This is a genomic window from Bacillus sp. YP1, from assembly GCF_000877815.1.
Lineage (GTDB): Bacteria > Bacillota > Bacilli > Bacillales > Bacillaceae > Bacillus > Bacillus subtilis.
This window is the reverse complement of sequence record NZ_CP010014.1, coordinates 2,622,133-2,639,038: the sequence shown is the minus strand read 5'-3', so window position 1 is coordinate 2,639,038 and position 16,906 is coordinate 2,622,133. Positions and strand designations below refer to the sequence as shown.

The following is a 16,906-nucleotide window of genomic DNA, read 5'->3' as shown; positions in this document are numbered from 1 at the left end:
TTTTCTGAATGAAGCCATGTGTTTTGACACATTCTATACTCACAAGGAGGTGAGACACATGGCTAACAATAACTCAGGTAACAGCAACAACCTTTTAGTACCAGGAGCTGCTCAAGCGATCGACCAAATGAAATTAGAAATCGCTTCTGAATTCGGTGTAAACCTTGGAGCAGACACAACTTCTCGCGCTAACGGTTCTGTTGGAGGAGAGATCACAAAACGTCTTGTATCTTTTGCTCAACAAAACATGGGCGGAGGACAATTCTAATTTACAATTTCACATAATGGCTTAGGAGTGGGGGTATCCCCACTCTTTTTCATTTTTTACATATAAAAAAGGACCAGCGGCCTATAAAATCTATGTTTACAGAGGTTGCTTTTAGGCATATCCTTACGGAAAGAGCCTGTATTTATGTATAATGGGTGGAGAAAGTGAGGAGTTGTTCGTGTTAAAACGTGAAGATTTAATTGCCCCTGTGCAATATAATTTAGTGAATGAAATGGAAAAGTTCAGTGCTGCTGGACAAAAAACCGCTCTTCTGTGGGAGGACGAGTCGGGCAAGCAAGAATCTTGGTCGTATGAAAAGCTGATGGAAGAAACAAATAAAATCGGAGCGGCCTTAGCTGATCTTGGATTTAAAAAGGGAGACAAGCTGATTGTAATGGTTCCGCGGGTGCTTGAAGCCTATGCTGTTTATTTGGCTATCCTGAAATCAGGAATGGTTGTCATTCCGTGCTCAGAAATGCTTCGCGCGAAAGATCTTGAATACCGGATTGAACATGCAGAGGTAAAAGGCGCTATCGTCTACTCAGAATTTATTGGCGCTTTCCGGGATGTCAGTACGACTGACAAACTGATTACACTGTCTATTGGTGAAAATGATGCCGGCTGGAAAAACCTCTTATCAATTGAAGCGGACGGAAGCCAATTTAAAACAGCTGACACAACAAGAGATGATATGGCTTTCTTATCTTATACATCCGGGACAACAGGTCAGCCAAAAGGTGTTGTACATACACATGGATGGGCATTTGCTCATTTAAAAACTTCTGCCGGCGCTTGGCTTGACATTTCTGAAAAGGATATCGTCTGGGCAACTGCTGCCCCTGGCTGGCAAAAGTGGGTATGGAGTCCGTTTTTAGCGGTGCTTGGCAGCGGAGCAACCGGTTTTGTGTACCACGGCAGATTCAAAGCAGAAAAATATCTAGAGCTTTTAAATCGCTACAAAATCAATGTTTTCTGCTGTACGCCGACAGAATACCGCTTAATGGCGAAGGTTGAAGGCTTGGACCGCTTTGATCTTTCTGCCCTGCACAGCGCTGTTTCCGCAGGTGAGCCGCTCAACCGTGAAGTCATTGATGTTTTCCAAAAGCACTTTGGCATTAAGGTACGGGACGGATATGGCCAAACAGAAAGCACGCTTTTGGTTGGTGTTTTGAAAGATACGCCTATTAAACCGGGAAGCATGGGAAAACCGACACCGGGAAATCAGGTGGAGATCATAAATGAAGACGGTGAAATCTGCAAACCTGGTGAGGTTGGCGATATCGCTGTTCACCTCAGTACGCCTGCGCTCTTTAAAGAGTATTTTAAAGATCCGGAAAGAATGAAAACACAAATTCGCGGCGATTATTTCCTAACGGGAGACAGAGCAAGAAAAGATGAGGAAGGTTACTTCTGGTTTGAAAGCCGAAATGACGATATTATTATCAGCTCCGGCTATACGATCGGGCCTTTCGAGGTGGAAGACGCGCTTGTTAAGCACCCAGAAGTAAAAGAATGTGCTGTTGTCGCAAGCCCTGATGAAATCAGAGGCTCCATCGTAAAGGCATATGTTGTCCTGCAAAATCATGAAAAACGCAGTGATGAGCTTGTCAAAATGCTGCAAAACCATGTGAAGACGATTACCGCTCCATACAAATATCCTAGAGAAATTGAATTTGTGGAAAGCCTGCCGAAAACGGCTTCTGCAAAAATCAGACGAGTGGAATTAAGAAAACGTGAAGAACAGCTCAAAGCCAATAAAAAGGCGTAAAGAAAGAGAGTGAACGTGAATGAAGGCGATATGGCACGGCGGTTTCATTTATACGATGCTCAAAGAAGGCGATCGGACTGAGGCAGTTTATGTTGAGGATGGTGTCATAAAAGGCACCGGCAGCTATGAACGTTTGAAGGAAAAGTACGGGTCGCCGGAAACAGAAGACATCAGCCTGAACGGAGCAGTGATGTTCCCCGGTTTTGTTGACAGCCATCTACATTTGATCGGCCACGGTGAGAAACAGCTTCAGCTCGATCTGTCCGCACTGACGTCGAAAGATGCAATTTTACAGGCTGCGAAGGAAAGAGAGCGGCAGCTTCCTAAAAACGATTGGCTCATTGGAGAAGGCTGGAATGAAAATCTGTTTGAGACACCTGACTACTTGACTAAGCATGATCTTGATCGCCTGTTTCCTGACAGGCCTGTCTTGCTCAAGCGTATATGCCGGCATGCAATAGCTGTCAATTCTGCGGCTCTTCAAGCAGCTGGAATTTCAAGAAATACTCCTGATCCTGACGGCGGAGTCATCGTAAAAGATGCAAATGGCGAGCCGTCCGGACTCCTGTTTGATAAGGCGCAGGATTTGATTCTGAAGGCTGTCCCGCCAGTCTCTCAGCACTATGTTGATGAGGCATTAACGGCTGCAATAAAGGATTGCTGGACAAAAGGCCTGACGGGCGGTCATTCGGAAGACTTGTCCTATTATGGTGATGTTTCGGTGCCGATGAAAGCTTATGAGAAAGCTGCCGCTGGCGGAAAGTATCCGTTTCGCTGCCATTTGCTCGTTCATCATGAAGCTGTCGATCGATGGGAGCAGCTGGAGAAGCTGTCGGGCCCGTATGTGGAGTTCGGTGCTATGAAAATCTTTGCGGACGGGGCGCTTGGCGGGAGAACGGCTTTATTGAAAGAACCATATCAGGATGATCCATCAACAAATGGTGTTCAGGTTCACGATGACGAAACCCTTGGCCGGCTCATTCGCAAAGCGAGAGAAAAAGGGATGGAGGTTGCTGTTCATGCAATCGGCGATCTTGCTTTTGAAAAAGTGCTGAACGCAATAGAAAAGCATCCGCCCAAAAACGGCCGGCATGATCGGCTTATTCATGCTCAAGTGCTTGATAACGAATTAATCGAGAGAGCAGCACGCATGCCGATCGCACTTGACCTTCAGCCGCACTTCGTTGCAAGCGACTTTCCGTGGGTCATTGACCGTCTCGGAAAAGACCGGATGAAGACTGCATTTGCCTGGAAAACCCTCATATCTAAAGGCATTTTATGCGCGGGCGGTTCAGATGCCCCGATTGAGCCTGTTGACCCGCTTCTAGGGATCCAGTCCGCGGTCCTCCGGAAAAGCAGTCATGAGCAAAACGGGCCAAGCTATAATGAAAGTGAATGTTTACCTGTATATGAAGCGATAAAGCTTTATACAGAAGGTAGTGCCGGTATCATTTATAAAGAGAAGTCACGCGGAAAAATTGCGGAAGGCTATGATGCGGATTTTACAGTTCTCAGTGGTGATCCGTTTGCCATTGACCCCGCACAGCTTCATCTTTTAGATATTAAAAAAACCGTGATTAACGGCCAGATTGTATATGAGAAATCATAAAAGGACAGGCAGCAGCCTGTCCTTTTATTTTCTATAAAAAAGTACGCTTCACTTTTTCCCAAAATGAATTGTCCTTTAGTTTGACTGTTTTGATTTTCTTATTAGACAGTTTGATTTCGATCGTTTTCACATTTCTCGTGCTGAGTGCTTCATTGTCCAAGCCGATGATTGGGTGTTCGTTGCCGTCCTGCACCATACGAAGGGTCAGCTTTCGGTCAGAGCTGAGGACAAATGGCGAGCCGAGTGTCCGGTAGGTATTATTGTTAAGGGATGCAAGCTCAGATACTTGCATGCATGGAAGCAATGGATCAACAACCGCTCCTGCAACAGACTTGTTATAGGCGGTGCTCCCTGTAGGCGTTGAGATAATCATTCCGTCACCTCTAAACGTTTCAAAGTGCAGATCGTCAATCAGCACGTCCATCACAAAGGTTTTGATGATGCTTGAGCGGATGGATACCTCGTTTAAGCAGTGAAAAGGACTGGCTTGATCCACTGTCACTTCAATCAGCGGGTATTTTCTCACTTCAATTTGTTCGAACGTCATTGCATCGACCATTTTTTCTCGCTCATCACTATGAAAGTCGCAATATAAATGAGCTTTCCCCTTTTTGGTAATGCCGACGTACAAGCAGTCGTCACGAAAATTTGTCTTTCGGACTGCCTGCAAAAATGTGCCGTCCCCGCCAATGCTAGCGATAATATTGGCGTCTGAGTGCTGGTTCACAACGGTAAATCCATGCTCTTCCGCTAATTGTGTTAACGAGCGGGCTTGTTCGTTCGTTTCCTGATCCTGTTTGTGAAAAAAATAAACATTACGGCGTTGATCGGTCATATCCCATTTCCCCTTTGCTGTCATATTTAAGTTTTTCTGCCATCCAGTATTTGTGATAAAATACCTTTGGTCATAAGTGTACCACGTTTGCCGGCAGCCCGTTAAGCCGGAGCTTTCTCATGAAGTGAAACATTTTTCATATTGAATCGTATAATGAGAGAGTTTAGGAAAAAGGAGGAGAAAAAATGAATGCAAAAAGATGGATTGCATTAGTGATTGCTCTGGGGATTTTCGGCGTGTCTATTATCGTCAGCATCTCTATGAGTTTCTTTGAAAGCGTCAAAGGCGCTCAAACGGATCTCACATCACTGACAGATGAATCGCAGGAAAAGACGCTGGAAAACGGCAGTCTCTCAAGTAAAATTGCCGTATTAGAGGTCAGCGGCACCATTCAGGATAATGGGGACTCAAGCAGTCTGCTTGGTGCAGACGGATATAACCACAGAACGTTCTTAAAAAACCTTGAGCGCGCAAAAGATGACAAGGCGGTCAAAGGTATCGTTCTGAAGGTGAATTCTCCGGGTGGCGGAGTGTATGAAAGTGCTGAAATACATAAGAAACTGGAAGAAATCAAGAAAGAAACGAAAAAACCGATTTACGTGTCAATGGGTTCGATGGCAGCATCAGGAGGCTATTACATCTCAACAGCGGCTGATAAGATTTTTGCGACACCGGAAACCCTGACCGGGTCACTCGGCGTCATTATGGAAAGCGTCAATTATTCAAAGCTTGCCGATAAGCTTGGCATTTCTTTTGAAACGATTAAGAGCGGGACCCATAAGGACATTATGTCTCCTTCCCGTGAGATGACGAAAGAAGAAAAAAACATCATGCAATCGATGGTTGATAATTCGTATGAAGGCTTTGTTGATGTCATTTCAAAAGGGCGCGGCATGTCGAAAGCAGAGGTAAAGAAAATTGCGGACGGCCGCGTGTATGACGGACGGCAGGCGAAAAAACTGAACCTCGTTGATGAGCTTGGTTTTTATGACGATACCATTACGGCCATGAAAAAGGATCACAAGGATTTGAAAAACGCCTCTGTCATTTCTTATGAGGAAAGCTTCGGATTAGGCTCACTGTTTTCCATGGGCGCGAACAAAATGTTTAAAAGTGAAATTGATTTTTTGAATATGAGAGAAATTCTATCGCAATCCGGTTCGCCGAGAATGATGTATCTCTATGCGAAGTAGGAGGGAACAATAATGGACGCGACATATGAAGAGTTAGAGCGCAATGACATCAAAGGCCCGCAAGAAGCGGAGCAGCTGACACATGCCTATGCTGGCTTTTGGGTTCGTTTCTGGGCTTTCCTGCTTGATTGGCTCGTGATATGGGGATTAAACCATTTGCTCGTTTCTCCCCTCTTTACCGTATTGGATCTGCCGAAAACATCCGGCATGTTTACCTTCTCGGCCTACAGTGTGACAACGCTTATTGTGTATCTTGCCTATTTCGCACTAATGACAAAATACTTCAGGCAGACGCTTGGTAAAATGGTGTTCGGCCTCAAAGTGGTTTCTGTGAAGCAAGATAGCAAGCTGACATGGAGTACAGTGATTTTTCGTGAAGTGGTTGGACGGTATATTGATAAGATTTGGATTTTATATATCGTTGTTGCTTTTTCACCTACAAAACAAGGGATTCATGATTACATCGCGGATACCACCGTGGTGCATGAAAAATTATACCGCAAATAACCGAAAACCCGGACCTCCGTCCGGGTTTATTTTTTTAGGAATTGGCGATAATGCTCCTAGAGGAAGTGAAGAATATGGTGTATGTACTGACAGCCATTCTTATTCTCATAGGGATCGTACTGCTTCTCAGAATGAAAATCCATGTCGCGCTGGAGTATCTTCATGCCGATGATAATGACAAATTGACCTTGAAGATTACGGCGCTGTTTGGCCTTATAAGGATCAAAAAAACAATCCCGGCGATTAAGGTGAACAAAGAAGACGGAACAGTGGATATCAAACAAAAAACTGAATCCAAAATGAAAAAAAGCAGCGGAAAGAAAAAAATTACACAAAACGATGTGCAGCAAAGCATTAATAAAATCGAAATGCTTTTGCATCAGGTCACCAGACTACGGAAAATCAGCGCGTCTTTTCTCGCGCATTTACATATCACAAAACTAGAATGGGTTACAGTAATCGGAATTCAGGACGCGGCAGTGACAGGTGTGTTAACAGGTGCTGTATGGGGTGTGAAGGGCGGTATCGCAGCAATGCTCTACGACCACCTGGACTTTGTGAATAAACCTGTCTATGAGGTGATCCCGTCGTTTCAAGTCCCTGTTTCCAAGACCCATTTTCAGTGTATATTCTTTTTTCGCTTTGGACATGCTATGCTTGCAGCTTTCAAATTCGTCAAATACGGACGGGAGCTATCCGTATTAAAGAAGAATCCGTCGGCTAGAATGACTTCAAAGAATGATTCATCAGTTTAAGGAGGAAGCGTATATGGCAGACCATCCCATCCAAGGGTTAATGAAAACCGCAATGGAAAACTTGAAGGAAATGATTGATGTTAACACCATCATCGGAGATCCAGTAGAAACGCCTGATGGAAGTGTGATTTTAACTGTTTCTAAAGTTGGATTCGGATTCGCCGCAGGCGGAAGCGAGTTTGGCGGAAAGCCGGCCGAAAAGAAATCGGAAGACGATGAGACAAGAGAACAGAAACTTCCTTTCGGAGGCGGAAGCGGGGGCGGTGTGTCCATTACGCCGATCGCGTTTTTAATTGTCGGATCGACAGGCATCAGAATGCTTCATTTAGATGAAAATACCCATTTAATAGAGAAAATTTTAGACGCAGCCCCTCAAACACTCGAGCGCATCCAGCAAATGTTCAAGAAAAATAACAAAAACCAAAGCCAAGGCCAAAATCAAAACCAAATGAACAATATGAATTATTAAAAAAAGGTTAACTGCGCTGGCCGCAGTTAACTTTTTTTTGGCATAAACTTTGCAGTTTGCAGGAAACTTTACTATGATAGAGACATACATACAAAAGGGAGGAATTATAATGGCTGAAATTACATTCAAAGGCGGTCCGGTTACACTTGTCGGACAAGAAGTGAAGGTAGGAGATCAAGCTCCTGATTTCACAGTGCTGACTAACAGCCTTGAAGAAAAATCGTTAGCTGACATGAAAGGAAAGGTAACGATTATTTCTGTTATCCCTTCAATTGATACAGGTGTTTGTGATGCACAAACACGCCGTTTTAACGAAGAAGCTGCAAAGCTTGGAGATGTCAACGTCTACACAATCAGTGCAGACCTTCCATTCGCGCAAGCGCGCTGGTGCGGCGCTAACGGAATTGACAAAGTGGAAACACTGTCTGACCACAGAGATATGTCATTTGGCGAAGCGTTCGGTGTGTATATTAAAGAACTTCGTCTGCTTGCGCGTTCCGTATTTGTCCTTGATGAGAACGGAAAAGTCGTTTACGCTGAATATGTAAGCGAAGCAACAAACCACCCGAACTATGAAAAGCCAATTGAGGCTGCTAAGGCATTAGTGAAGTAAGCAGGGAAAAAAGCTCCAGGCTGCCGCCGGAGCTTTTTTCATGGCAAGGAGGAACACAATATGCAAAAAGACCATGTAGGTGCGGTATATGAGCTGTTAAACGAAGCAGCGATTATGATAAAGAATGAATTGCAGATTTCATATATAGAGGCGCTGGCCGAAGCAGGAGAAATGTATTTTCTTGAAAAAACGGATCAGCTGAAACTGCCTGCTGATCAGAAAACCAAACAACTTCAGGCTCTGCTTGAAAAAGCGGAATTCGGCACGTATGAGCATGAGTGGGTACGCAAGGCTTTTCAGCTTGCCGTCCTTAAAGGAATGAAAGATATCTCCCATCCAAACAGACAAATGACGCCGGATACGATCGGGCTTTTCATCAGCTATTTGGTGAATAAGTTTATGGCGGACAAAAAGGAACTGTCCATTCTTGATCCAGCCTTGGGAACTGGGAACCTTCTGTTTACCGTGCTGAACCAGCTGTCTGAAAAAACGGCAAACAGCTTTGGCATTGAAATTGATGATGTGCTCTTGAAGATCGCCTATGCCCAAGCGAACCTTCTGAAAAAAGAGCTTGAGCTTTTCCACCAGGACAGCCTTGAGCCGTTGTTTATCGATCCAGTTGACACGGTCATTTGTGATCTGCCAGTCGGCTATTATCCGAATGACGAAGGAGCAGAAGCGTTTGAGCTTAAAGCTGACGAAGGCCATTCCTTCGCTCATCATCTGTTTATTGAACAGAGCGTCAAGCATACCAAACCGGGCGGCTACTTATTTTTTATGATTCCGAATCATTTGTTTGAGAGCTCCCAAAGCGGCAAGCTGAAACAGTTTTTCAAAGATAAGGTTCATATCAACGCACTGTTGCAGCTGCCAAAATCTATTTTTAAAGACGAAGCTCATGCCAAAAGCATCCTTGTGCTTCAGAAACAAGGAGAGTATACGAAAGCGCCGGGGCAAATTCTGCTTGCGAATCTTCCGTCTTTCTCCAATCAAAAGGCGATGCTTGATATGATGGCTCAATTTGATGAATGGTTTAAAAAAGAAAAGTAAGTGTTTTAAAAGCAGCTTAGGCAGCCGTATGAGGTCGATGCCTAAGCTGCTTTTATTTATGCTTTTGAAGACCGGACTTGACGAATTGAATCCAGCTTTGAAACACAAAATACAGAGGGAAAAACCGCAAATTGTAAGCGTTCATCAATACAAAACCTATAGGGAATGTGTCTGAAAATAACGACTTCTTATTGTAAGCGTTATCAATACGCAAGTTGACTTGAAAAGCCGACATGACAATGTTTAAATGGAAAAGTCAGATATTTTTCGGAGAAGATGTTGATATTCACCGGGAAAAAAGTACGAAAAACGAAGTTGTTGATACAGAGTATAAAGGAGCGTCAATCATGTCCAAAATTATTGCAATTAACGCAGGAAGCTCGTCTTTGAAATTTCAGCTTTTCGAAATGCCTTCAGAAACCGTTTTAACGAAGGGTTTAGTTGAACGAATCGGTATCGCCGACAGCGTATTCACAATTTCTGTGAACGGCGAAAAAAATACAGAAGTAACTGATATTCCGGATCATGCGGTAGCTGTTAAAATGCTGCTGAATAAGTTAACGGAATTCGGCATTATTAAAGACTTGAATGAAATTGACGGAATTGGCCATCGTGTCGTTCACGGCGGAGAAAAATTCAGCGATTCTGTTTTATTAACGGATGAAACCATTAAGGAAATCGAAGATATTTCTGAATTGGCACCGCTTCACAATCCGGCAAATATCGTTGGAATTAAAGCGTTCAAAGAAGTGCTTCCAAATGTTCCTGCTGTAGCTGTATTTGATACGGCATTCCACCAAACAATGCCTGAGCAGTCTTACCTGTACAGCTTGCCGTATGAATACTATGAAAAATTCGGCATCCGTAAATACGGCTTCCACGGCACTTCACATAAATATGTAACTGAGCGTGCGGCAGAGCTTCTCGGCCGTCCGTTAAAAGACTTGCGCCTGATTTCCTGCCACCTTGGAAACGGAGCAAGTATTGCGGCTGTTGAAGGCGGAAAATCAATTGACACATCCATGGGCTTTACGCCGCTTGCCGGTGTAGCAATGGGTACACGTTCTGGAAACATCGACCCTGCCCTGATTCCATACATCATGGAGAAAACAGGCCAAACGGCTGACGAAGTATTGAATACATTAAACAAAAAAAGCGGATTGCTCGGCATTTCCGGTTTCTCAAGCGATCTTCGTGACATCGTGGAAGCAACGAAAGAAGGAAATGAGCGCGCGGAAACGGCTCTTGAAGTATTCGCAAGCAGAATCCACAAATACATCGGTTCTTACGCTGCAAGAATGAGCGGTGTAGATGCGATCATCTTTACTGCCGGTATCGGTGAAAACAGTGTGGAAGTCAGAGAACGCGTTCTTCGCGGTTTAGAATTCATGGGCGTATACTGGGATCCTGCGCTTAATAACGTGCGCGGCGAGGAAGCTTTCATCAGCTATCCGCATTCTCCAGTAAAAGTCATGATCATTCCGACTGATGAAGAAGTCATGATTGCGCGCGACGTTGTTCGTTTAGCAAAATAAATCGCATGAAAGCACATTCTCTTGAATGTGCTTTTTTGTTGATGCATGTTAGTGACAGACAGAAAACATAAAAGAGGTGGGCCAATGAGCGTTCAAGAGCATAAACAAGAAGCTCCCGATATCGTTCGGTGCAAAGTGATTACTGTCAGTGACACGAGGACAGATGAAACCGATAAAAGCGGCAAGCTGATGATCTCATTTTTAGAAGAAGCCGGTCATCATATTGCCGCATATGAAATTGTAAAAGACGAAAAGGATGCTTTGCAACGGTCAGTGCTTGCGGGCTGCATGGATGAACAGACAGACGCGGTACTCTTAAACGGAGGGACAGGCATAGCAGATCGGGATGTCACAATTGAAGCCATAACGCCGCTGTTTTCGAAAGAACTGCCCGGCTTTGGAGAAATATTCAGGATGCTGAGTTATACAGAGGATATCGGCTCTGCCGCAATCATGTCGAGAGCAACTGCCGGCGTCATTCAGCATACCGCTGTTTTCTCAACGCCAGGCTCAAGCGGCGCGGTAAAGCTGGCAATGAATAAGCTGATTATTCCCGAACTTGCACATGTGGTCAGAGAAATCAGAAAAGACAAGTAAATGAATAAATACTACGAAACTTCACCTGAAATTTAGGTGAAGTTTTTTTTATAAAAGGCTTGAAAAAACGAAACGTACTTGTTAAAGTGTATACATACAAAATGTATTTTTATTAAATATAATTTATTTTTATACAAAATAGAAACACGGTTGAGAGGGGATTTTTATCATGTCAGAACAGAAAAAAGTCGTATTAGCATACTCAGGGGGTCTTGATACTTCCGTCGCAATAAAATGGCTTCAGGAGCAAGGATATAATGTCATCGCCTGCTGCCTGGATGTCGGTGAGGGCAAAGATTTGGCATTTGTTCAGCAGAAAGCGCTTGAAGTCGGCGCGACAAACTCCTACGTGATCGATGCAAAAGAAGAATTTGCACAGGATTACGCGCTTATTTCTTTGCAGGCCCACACGATGTATGAAGGAAAATACCCGCTTGTTTCGGCATTATCTCGGCCGCTGATCGCGAAAAAACTGGTTGAAATTGCGGAAAAAGAAGATGCACAGGCGATTGCCCACGGATGCACAGGGAAAGGAAATGACCAGGTTCGTTTCGAAGTCTCCATTAAATCATTAAACCCTGACCTTGAAGTCATCGCGCCGGTTCGCGAATGGCAGTGGTCACGTGAAGAAGAAATTGAATATGCGGCTAGCCGCGGCATTCCGATTCCGATCAATCTTGACAGCCCGTATTCTATCGACCAAAACCTCTGGGGACGCGCCAATGAGTGCGGCATTTTAGAAGATCCATGGGCGGCGCCGCCAGAAGGTGCATACGATTTAACAGCTCCGCTGGAAAAAACGCCGGACACGCCGGAAGTGATTGAAATTGCATTTGAACAAGGCGTGCCTGTCTCCATTGACGGTGTTTCCTACTCGCTTTCTGAGCTGATCTTGAAGCTGAATGAAATGGCGGGCGCGCACGGTGTCGGACGTATCGACCACGTGGAAAACCGCCTCGTCGGCATTAAATCCCGGGAAATATACGAATGCCCTGGTGCGATGACACTGATCAAAGCGCATAAAGAATTAGAAGATTTGACACTGGTGAAAGAGGTAGCCCACTTTAAACCGATCATCGAGCAAAAAATGTCAGAAATCATTTACAACGGCTTATGGTTCTCACCGTTAAAAGACGCGCTGCACGCTTTCTTGAAAGAAACGCAAAAGCATGTCACAGGCATTGTCCGCGTGAAGCTGTTTAAAGGCCATGCAATTGTAGAAGGACGTAAATCGGAATACTCTCTATATGATGAAAAACTTGCAACATATACAAAAGACGATGCATTTGATCACCATGCAGCAATCGGATTTATCGAGCTTTGGGGACTTCCGACAAAAGTGAACAGCATCGTGAAAAAGAAGGAGCAGATTAAAGCATGAAGAAGCTTTGGGGAGGCCGATTTCAAAAAACACCGGAAAAATGGGTCGACGAGTTCGGCGCGTCCATATCATTTGACCAAAATTTAGTTGCTGAAGACATTACAGGGTCTCTCGCACATGCTGCCATGCTGAAAAAATGCGGTATTCTGACAGCTGAAGAAGAGCTGAAAATCCGAGAGGGCCTGAATACCCTTTTGCAAAAAGCAGAGGAGGGAGCATTGGAATTCTCAGTCGATTATGAGGATATTCATTTGAACATTGAGAAAATGCTCATTGACGAAATCGGTCCTCTTGGCGGCAAGCTGCATACCGGCAGAAGCCGGAATGACCAGGTGGCGACTGACATGCATTTATACTTGAAGAATCATGTCGGCCACATCATCGAGCTGATTGAGGCATTCCAAAGTGCGCTGATTGAAAAGGCGGAAGCGAACGTTGAAACGATTCTGCCGGGCTACACACATCTGCAGCGCGCCCAGCCGATTTCATTCGCTCACCATCTGCTTGCGTATTTCTGGATGCTTGAGCGCGACAAGGAGCGTTTTCAGGATTCAATGAAGCGGATTAACAAATCTCCGCTCGGCTGCGGGGCGCTCGCGGGAACAACCTTCCCAATTGACCGTGATTATTCAGCGGAACTGCTCGGCTTTGATGCCATTTATGAAAACAGCTTGGACGGCGTCAGCGACAGAGACTTCATTTTGGAGTTTTTAAGCAACAGCAGTATGCTGATGATGCACCTCTCCCGTTTCTCTGAAGAAATCATTTTATGGTGCTCGCAGGAGTTTAAATTCATCGAGCTTGACGATACGTACGCAACAGGAAGCAGCATGATGCCGCAAAAGAAAAACCCTGATATGGCGGAGCTGATCCGCGGCAAAACAGGGCGCGTATATGGCGATATGATGGGGCTGTTTACGATCATGAAAGGACTTCCGCTCGCTTACAACAAAGATCTGCAGGAAGACAAAGAGGGCATGTTTGACACGGTGAAAACGGTGGAGGGCAGCCTGCAAATCTTCACAGGCATGATCCAAACAATGACTGTAAACAAAGACGTCATGAAGCAAGCAACAAAACAAGACTTTTCAAACGCGACGGAACTGGCCGATTATTTAGCTAAAAAAGGAATGCCGTTCAGAGAAGCGCATGAAGTGGTCGGGAAACTTGTGTACACATGCATCGAAAGAGGGATCTATTTAAGCGATATGCCGTTTGGCGAGTTTCAGCAGGCGAGCACACTATTTGAAGAAGATATTTACACTGTGTTAGACCCTTACTACGCAGTTGAAAAAAGAATGAGCGCCGGGGGCACCGGATTCAAACAGGTAAAGCAGGCGCTTGAAAAAGCGAAAGCTTGCGTGGCAGCAGGAGTTTGTTAAAATTTCCTTCATAAAATCCCGTCATTATAGCCAACCTACCTCTATAATGATGGGAGGCAGAATGATGAAAAAAGAACCGGAACGCTATATTTATGATGAACAAGAAAGCCAGGAGACAACAAGGCTCATTTCAGAAGCATATCAAAGCGGTTATGTCGATATGCCTGATCAGGAGTCTTCATCTCCTGCAGAATAAGCTGTCTGTACAGGCAGCTTTTTTTGTATGCCAAAGTGTAAAAAGTGATATTGTAAGCCTTTTATAGTAAAGTAGAAGAAGAAACACTTTATTGAAAGCGGCGACGTTGCTTTGGGAGGTATTCATGTGCGACATGCTTTAATTACTGCCGGTTCGAAGGGTTTAGGCCGCAAAGTGACTGAAACGTTGCTTGCAAAGGGGTATTCAGTAACAGTCAATTACAGACAGGATGAGGAGGCAGTCAGCCGCCTGAAGGAAGCCTGTCCCGATTGTCTTGACCGGCTGCAATTTGTAAAAGGTGATGTCACCAAAAAAGAAGATCTGCTGCGTATTGCAGAGGCTGCCTTAAACCGCTTCGAAAGGATCGACTTTTTGATTAACAACGCGGGACCATACATATTTGAACGTAAAAAGTTAGCCGATTATACTGATGATGAATGGTATGGCATGCTGGAAGGAAATTTAAGCGCCGTCTTTCATTTATTCAAAGCGGTTATTCCTATTATGAGAAAACAGCAATTTGGACGCATCATTACGTACGGATTCCAAGGTGCGGCTCACGCGCCCGGCTGGCTTCACCGATCGGCATTTGGCGCTGCGAAAGTGGGCTTGGCTTCTTTGACGAAGACAATTGCCATTGAAGAAGCCGAATTCGGCATAACCGCCAACATGGTTTGCCCGGGAGACATTGTCGGCGACATGAAAGAAGCATCGATAGAGGAAGCCAGAATGCGAATTGGCAAAGAAAAAACGCCGATAGGAAGATCCGGTACAGGCGAGGATATCGCCCGGATTATCGCTTTCTTGTGTGAGGAGAACTCAGACCTTGTAACAGGGACTGTCATTGAAGCCACCGGAGGCCTCAATGTTATTAACAAGAATCAAACAACATAAGTTTTTCAGCTTTTTAAAAAGGGAAAATAAAAAAACAAAATCACGTGACGAGGTGAAAGAAATGAAAGTGACATATCATGGACATTCTGTAATTACAGTGGAAACGAAGGACCATCATATTATTTTTGATCCGTTTTTAACAGGGAATTCATTAACGGATATAAAGCCGGAGGATGTAAAAGCGGATGTCATCTTACTAACGCACGGCCACAATGACCATGTCGGTGATACTGAACAAATCGCCAAGCAAAATAACGCGTTGGTTATAGCCCCGAACGAGCTCGCTGTGTACTTAGGCTGGAAAGGCTTGAATGTTCATCCAATGCATATTGGCGGCTCCCGCCAGTTCGATTTTGGAAAAGTGAAGCTCACACAGGCCTTTCATGGATCAGCCATCACAGATGAAGAAAACAAAACGATCACTTACACAGGCATGCCTGCCGGTATTTTGCTGACTGTAGAAGATAAAACGATTTTCCACGCGGGCGATACGGCTCTTTTCTCTGATATGAAACTCATTGGGGAATTGAATCATATCGACCTTGCTTTCCTTCCGATTGGCGATAACTTTACGATGGGGCCTGAAGACGCCAAGCTTGCTGCTGAATGGCTGCGCGCAAAACAGGTCGTGCCGGTGCATTACAATACATTCCCGGTCATCGAACAAGACCCAGAAGCATTCGCTGACAGCCTGCCGGGCGGAGTCGGCAAAGTCATGTCGGTCGGTGAGACGATCGAGCTTTAAACCGTGAAACCATCTCCTGATGAATCAGGAGGTGGTTTTTATTTTTTCAGTTATCCTGTAATGGTCTTATCAGAGGTTCCTTCCAATTCTTTGCTGCGCTGCTGAAAACGTTTGGTTATCCGGGCGATCAAGTCCTTCGTGGCGCGGTCAAAATGAACTTCTTTTTGATTTGTCAACAGCCCTATGGGCGGAGTGATATCCAGGTTCAGAATTGGAATAACTTTAGTGCCGTTGAACGGTTTAGAATGTGCGGTGCTGGTAAAGATTGAAATTCCGATGTTTTCACGTACGTAATATTCATGTGACATGCTGCTTGTGAGCTCCATTTTTTTGTAGCGATTCCCGAGTTCTCTATGTAAGTGCTGTTCAATTTGTAAGCGAATGGGGCAATTGGCGGGCGTAAATATGAAGCGCTCTTCTGCTAAATCAGACAAATGGACAGCCTTCTTCTCAGCGAGCGGATGTTGATCAGATACAATCACATTTAATGTGTCATAAAAAAATGGATGGTAGTAATTTTCAAGAATCAGCTCCGGCTCGCCGCAGACTGCAAAATCAATCGTCCCGTCTAAGAGCTTTTGACTGCAGGTATTGGCGTCATCAACCTTGATATTAACTGTTATCTTTGGGTAATCCTTTAAGAAATCCTTTAAAATCTCGGGGAATATCAGACTGGCGGTTGGCTCTGAAACCCCTATGTTGATAATGCCTGCCTCTTCTTCCTTTAAGTCGGAGAGGTTGTGTTTAAGCGCCTCGTATTGCATCAAAAGATCTCCTGTTCGTTCATAAAAAAGTTTCCCTGCTTTTGTCAACTGCAGGCTTTTTCCTCTTTCAAACAGCAGTACGCCTAAATCCTGCTCCAATTGCTTCATACGCATCGATATCGTCGGCTGCGAGTAGTTGAGTATTTCTGCAGCTTTATAGAAGCTTCCAAATTTTACAATCGTATGAAACGTTTTGATTGAGCGTAACTCCAATGTGCTCCCTCCTGTTTTTCATCATTAAAATTACTGAAGTGAAGGTTTACTTTTTTTGATTAGTCAAAGATCAGAGTATGCTTTATAGTATAAACAATAAAAGCTTAGTAAACAAATAGGAATTATATATTT

Annotated in this window: 19 protein-coding genes; 17 read left to right on the top strand and 2 right to left on the bottom strand. The window is 44.5% G+C overall.

What is annotated here, in order from left to right; all coding sequences use genetic code 11:
* Positions 1 to 58: 58 nt before the first annotated feature.
* From sspA to QF06_RS12980, 3 genes are all read left to right on the top strand, one after another.
* Positions 59 to 268, top strand: coding sequence for an alpha type acid-soluble spore protein SspA (gene sspA, locus QF06_RS12990; protein WP_003223491.1), 210 nt, complete (start codon positions 59 to 61; stop codon positions 266 to 268).
* Between the two features lie 178 nt (positions 269 to 446).
* Positions 447 to 2,036 (top strand): acyl-CoA synthetase MbcS, encoded by a 1,590-nt coding sequence (mbcS, locus tag QF06_RS12985; protein WP_038827971.1) that lies wholly within the window; start codon positions 447 to 449, stop codon positions 2,034 to 2,036.
* A 19-nt stretch (positions 2,037 to 2,055) separates the two neighbouring features.
* A complete protein-coding gene (locus QF06_RS12980; RefSeq protein ID WP_041851096.1) occupies positions 2,056 to 3,645 on the top strand; it encodes an amidohydrolase in 1,590 nt (529 codons plus the stop codon).
* A gap of 31 nt (positions 3,646 to 3,676) precedes the next feature.
* On the opposite strand, the gene QF06_RS12975 is transcribed toward QF06_RS12980, so the two are convergent.
* Positions 3,677 to 4,480 (bottom strand): NAD kinase, encoded by an 804-nt coding sequence (locus QF06_RS12975; RefSeq protein WP_041851095.1) that lies wholly within the window; start codon positions 4,478 to 4,480, stop codon positions 3,677 to 3,679.
* A gap of 185 nt (positions 4,481 to 4,665) precedes the next feature.
* Between QF06_RS12975 and sppA the strand changes: the two genes are divergently transcribed.
* The 14 genes from sppA (at position 4,666) to QF06_RS12915 (ending at position 15,797) form a co-directional block, all read left to right on the top strand.
* Complete coding sequence (gene sppA, locus QF06_RS12970) at positions 4,666 to 5,673, top strand: signal peptide peptidase SppA (RefSeq protein ID WP_041851094.1); 1,008 nt, start codon at positions 4,666 to 4,668, stop codon at positions 5,671 to 5,673.
* A gap of 12 nt (positions 5,674 to 5,685) precedes the next feature.
* A complete protein-coding gene (locus tag QF06_RS12965) occupies positions 5,686 to 6,180 on the top strand; it encodes an RDD family protein (RefSeq protein WP_014477652.1) in 495 nt (164 codons plus the stop codon).
* Between the two features lie 74 nt (positions 6,181 to 6,254).
* Positions 6,255 to 6,935 carry a DUF2953 domain-containing protein gene (locus QF06_RS12960; RefSeq protein ID WP_004399127.1) on the top strand — a complete coding sequence of 227 codons (681 nt, stop codon included), beginning with the start codon at positions 6,255 to 6,257 and terminating at the stop codon, positions 6,933 to 6,935.
* 13 nt (positions 6,936 to 6,948) lie between these two features.
* Entirely contained in the window at positions 6,949 to 7,404 is a 456-nt protein-coding gene (gene ytfJ, locus QF06_RS12955; RefSeq protein ID WP_004398631.1) for a GerW family sporulation protein, read from the top strand.
* A gap of 109 nt (positions 7,405 to 7,513) precedes the next feature.
* On the top strand, positions 7,514 to 8,017 hold the full coding sequence (tpx, locus tag QF06_RS12950; protein WP_003223506.1) for a thiol peroxidase: 504 nt from the start codon (positions 7,514 to 7,516) through the stop codon (positions 8,015 to 8,017).
* Positions 8,018 to 8,077: 60 nt separating this feature from the next.
* Positions 8,078 to 9,067 carry a class I SAM-dependent methyltransferase gene (locus QF06_RS12945; protein ID WP_015714514.1) on the top strand — a complete coding sequence of 330 codons (990 nt, stop codon included), beginning with the start codon at positions 8,078 to 8,080 and terminating at the stop codon, positions 9,065 to 9,067.
* Complete coding sequence (locus QF06_RS21410; protein ID WP_123372909.1) at positions 9,039 to 9,242, top strand: hypothetical protein; 204 nt, start codon at positions 9,039 to 9,041, stop codon at positions 9,240 to 9,242. Before QF06_RS12945 ends, QF06_RS21410 begins: the two co-directional genes overlap by 29 nt.
* 172 nt (positions 9,243 to 9,414) lie before the next feature.
* The gene (locus QF06_RS12940; RefSeq protein ID WP_003223511.1) at positions 9,415 to 10,602 is read left to right on the top strand and encodes an acetate kinase; all 1,188 of its coding nucleotides are present in this window, start codon (positions 9,415 to 9,417) and stop codon (positions 10,600 to 10,602) included.
* Between the two features lie 84 nt (positions 10,603 to 10,686).
* Complete coding sequence (locus tag QF06_RS12935; protein ID WP_004398479.1) at positions 10,687 to 11,199, top strand: MogA/MoaB family molybdenum cofactor biosynthesis protein; 513 nt, start codon at positions 10,687 to 10,689, stop codon at positions 11,197 to 11,199.
* A 169-nt stretch (positions 11,200 to 11,368) separates the two neighbouring features.
* Positions 11,369 to 12,580, top strand: coding sequence for an argininosuccinate synthase (locus QF06_RS12930; RefSeq protein ID WP_041851093.1), 1,212 nt, complete (start codon positions 11,369 to 11,371; stop codon positions 12,578 to 12,580).
* Positions 12,577 to 13,962 carry an argininosuccinate lyase gene (argH, locus tag QF06_RS12925; protein ID WP_017695740.1) on the top strand — a complete coding sequence of 462 codons (1,386 nt, stop codon included), beginning with the start codon at positions 12,577 to 12,579 and terminating at the stop codon, positions 13,960 to 13,962. Before QF06_RS12930 ends, argH begins: the two co-directional genes overlap by 4 nt.
* Positions 13,963 to 14,023: 61 nt before the next feature.
* Complete coding sequence (locus QF06_RS22255) at positions 14,024 to 14,158, top strand: hypothetical protein (RefSeq protein ID WP_004399018.1); 135 nt, start codon at positions 14,024 to 14,026, stop codon at positions 14,156 to 14,158.
* A 126-nt stretch (positions 14,159 to 14,284) separates the two neighbouring features.
* The gene (locus QF06_RS12920; RefSeq protein ID WP_041851092.1) at positions 14,285 to 15,052 is read left to right on the top strand and encodes an SDR family oxidoreductase; all 768 of its coding nucleotides are present in this window, start codon (positions 14,285 to 14,287) and stop codon (positions 15,050 to 15,052) included.
* A gap of 61 nt (positions 15,053 to 15,113) precedes the next feature.
* Positions 15,114 to 15,797 carry a metal-dependent hydrolase gene (locus tag QF06_RS12915; protein WP_003245964.1) on the top strand — a complete coding sequence of 228 codons (684 nt, stop codon included), beginning with the start codon at positions 15,114 to 15,116 and terminating at the stop codon, positions 15,795 to 15,797.
* Positions 15,798 to 15,847: 50 nt separating this feature from the next.
* On the opposite strand, the gene ytlI is transcribed toward QF06_RS12915, so the two are convergent.
* Entirely contained in the window at positions 15,848 to 16,774 is a 927-nt protein-coding gene (ytlI, locus tag QF06_RS12910; RefSeq protein ID WP_041851091.1) for a LysR family transcriptional regulator YtlI, read from the bottom strand.
* Positions 16,775 to 16,906 lie beyond the last annotated feature (132 nt).

Coding starts and splice junctions, on each gene's coding strand:
- QF06_RS12940 (WP_003223511.1), top strand. CDS start 9,415: ATGTCCAAAATTATTGCAATTAACGCAGGAAGCTCGTCTTTGAAATTT.
- argH (WP_017695740.1), top strand. CDS start 12,577: ATGAAGAAGCTTTGGGGAGGCCGATTTCAAAAAACACCGGAAAAATGG.
- QF06_RS12980 (WP_041851096.1), top strand. CDS start 2,056: ATGAAGGCGATATGGCACGGCGGTTTCATTTATACGATGCTCAAAGAA.
- QF06_RS22255 (WP_004399018.1), top strand. CDS start 14,024: ATGATGAAAAAAGAACCGGAACGCTATATTTATGATGAACAAGAAAGC.
- QF06_RS12960 (WP_004399127.1), top strand. CDS start 6,255: ATGGTGTATGTACTGACAGCCATTCTTATTCTCATAGGGATCGTACTG.
- QF06_RS12930 (WP_041851093.1), top strand. CDS start 11,369: ATGTCAGAACAGAAAAAAGTCGTATTAGCATACTCAGGGGGTCTTGAT.
- tpx (WP_003223506.1), top strand. CDS start 7,514: ATGGCTGAAATTACATTCAAAGGCGGTCCGGTTACACTTGTCGGACAA.
- QF06_RS12935 (WP_004398479.1), top strand. CDS start 10,687: ATGAGCGTTCAAGAGCATAAACAAGAAGCTCCCGATATCGTTCGGTGC.
- QF06_RS12975 (WP_041851095.1), bottom strand. CDS start 4,480: ATGACCGATCAACGCCGTAATGTTTATTTTTTTCACAAACAGGATCAG.
- ytfJ (WP_004398631.1), top strand. CDS start 6,949: ATGGCAGACCATCCCATCCAAGGGTTAATGAAAACCGCAATGGAAAAC.
- QF06_RS12965 (WP_014477652.1), top strand. CDS start 5,686: ATGGACGCGACATATGAAGAGTTAGAGCGCAATGACATCAAAGGCCCG.
- sspA (WP_003223491.1), top strand. CDS start 59: ATGGCTAACAATAACTCAGGTAACAGCAACAACCTTTTAGTACCAGGA.
- QF06_RS12945 (WP_015714514.1), top strand. CDS start 8,078: ATGCAAAAAGACCATGTAGGTGCGGTATATGAGCTGTTAAACGAAGCA.
- QF06_RS12915 (WP_003245964.1), top strand. CDS start 15,114: ATGAAAGTGACATATCATGGACATTCTGTAATTACAGTGGAAACGAAG.
- sppA (WP_041851094.1), top strand. CDS start 4,666: ATGAATGCAAAAAGATGGATTGCATTAGTGATTGCTCTGGGGATTTTC.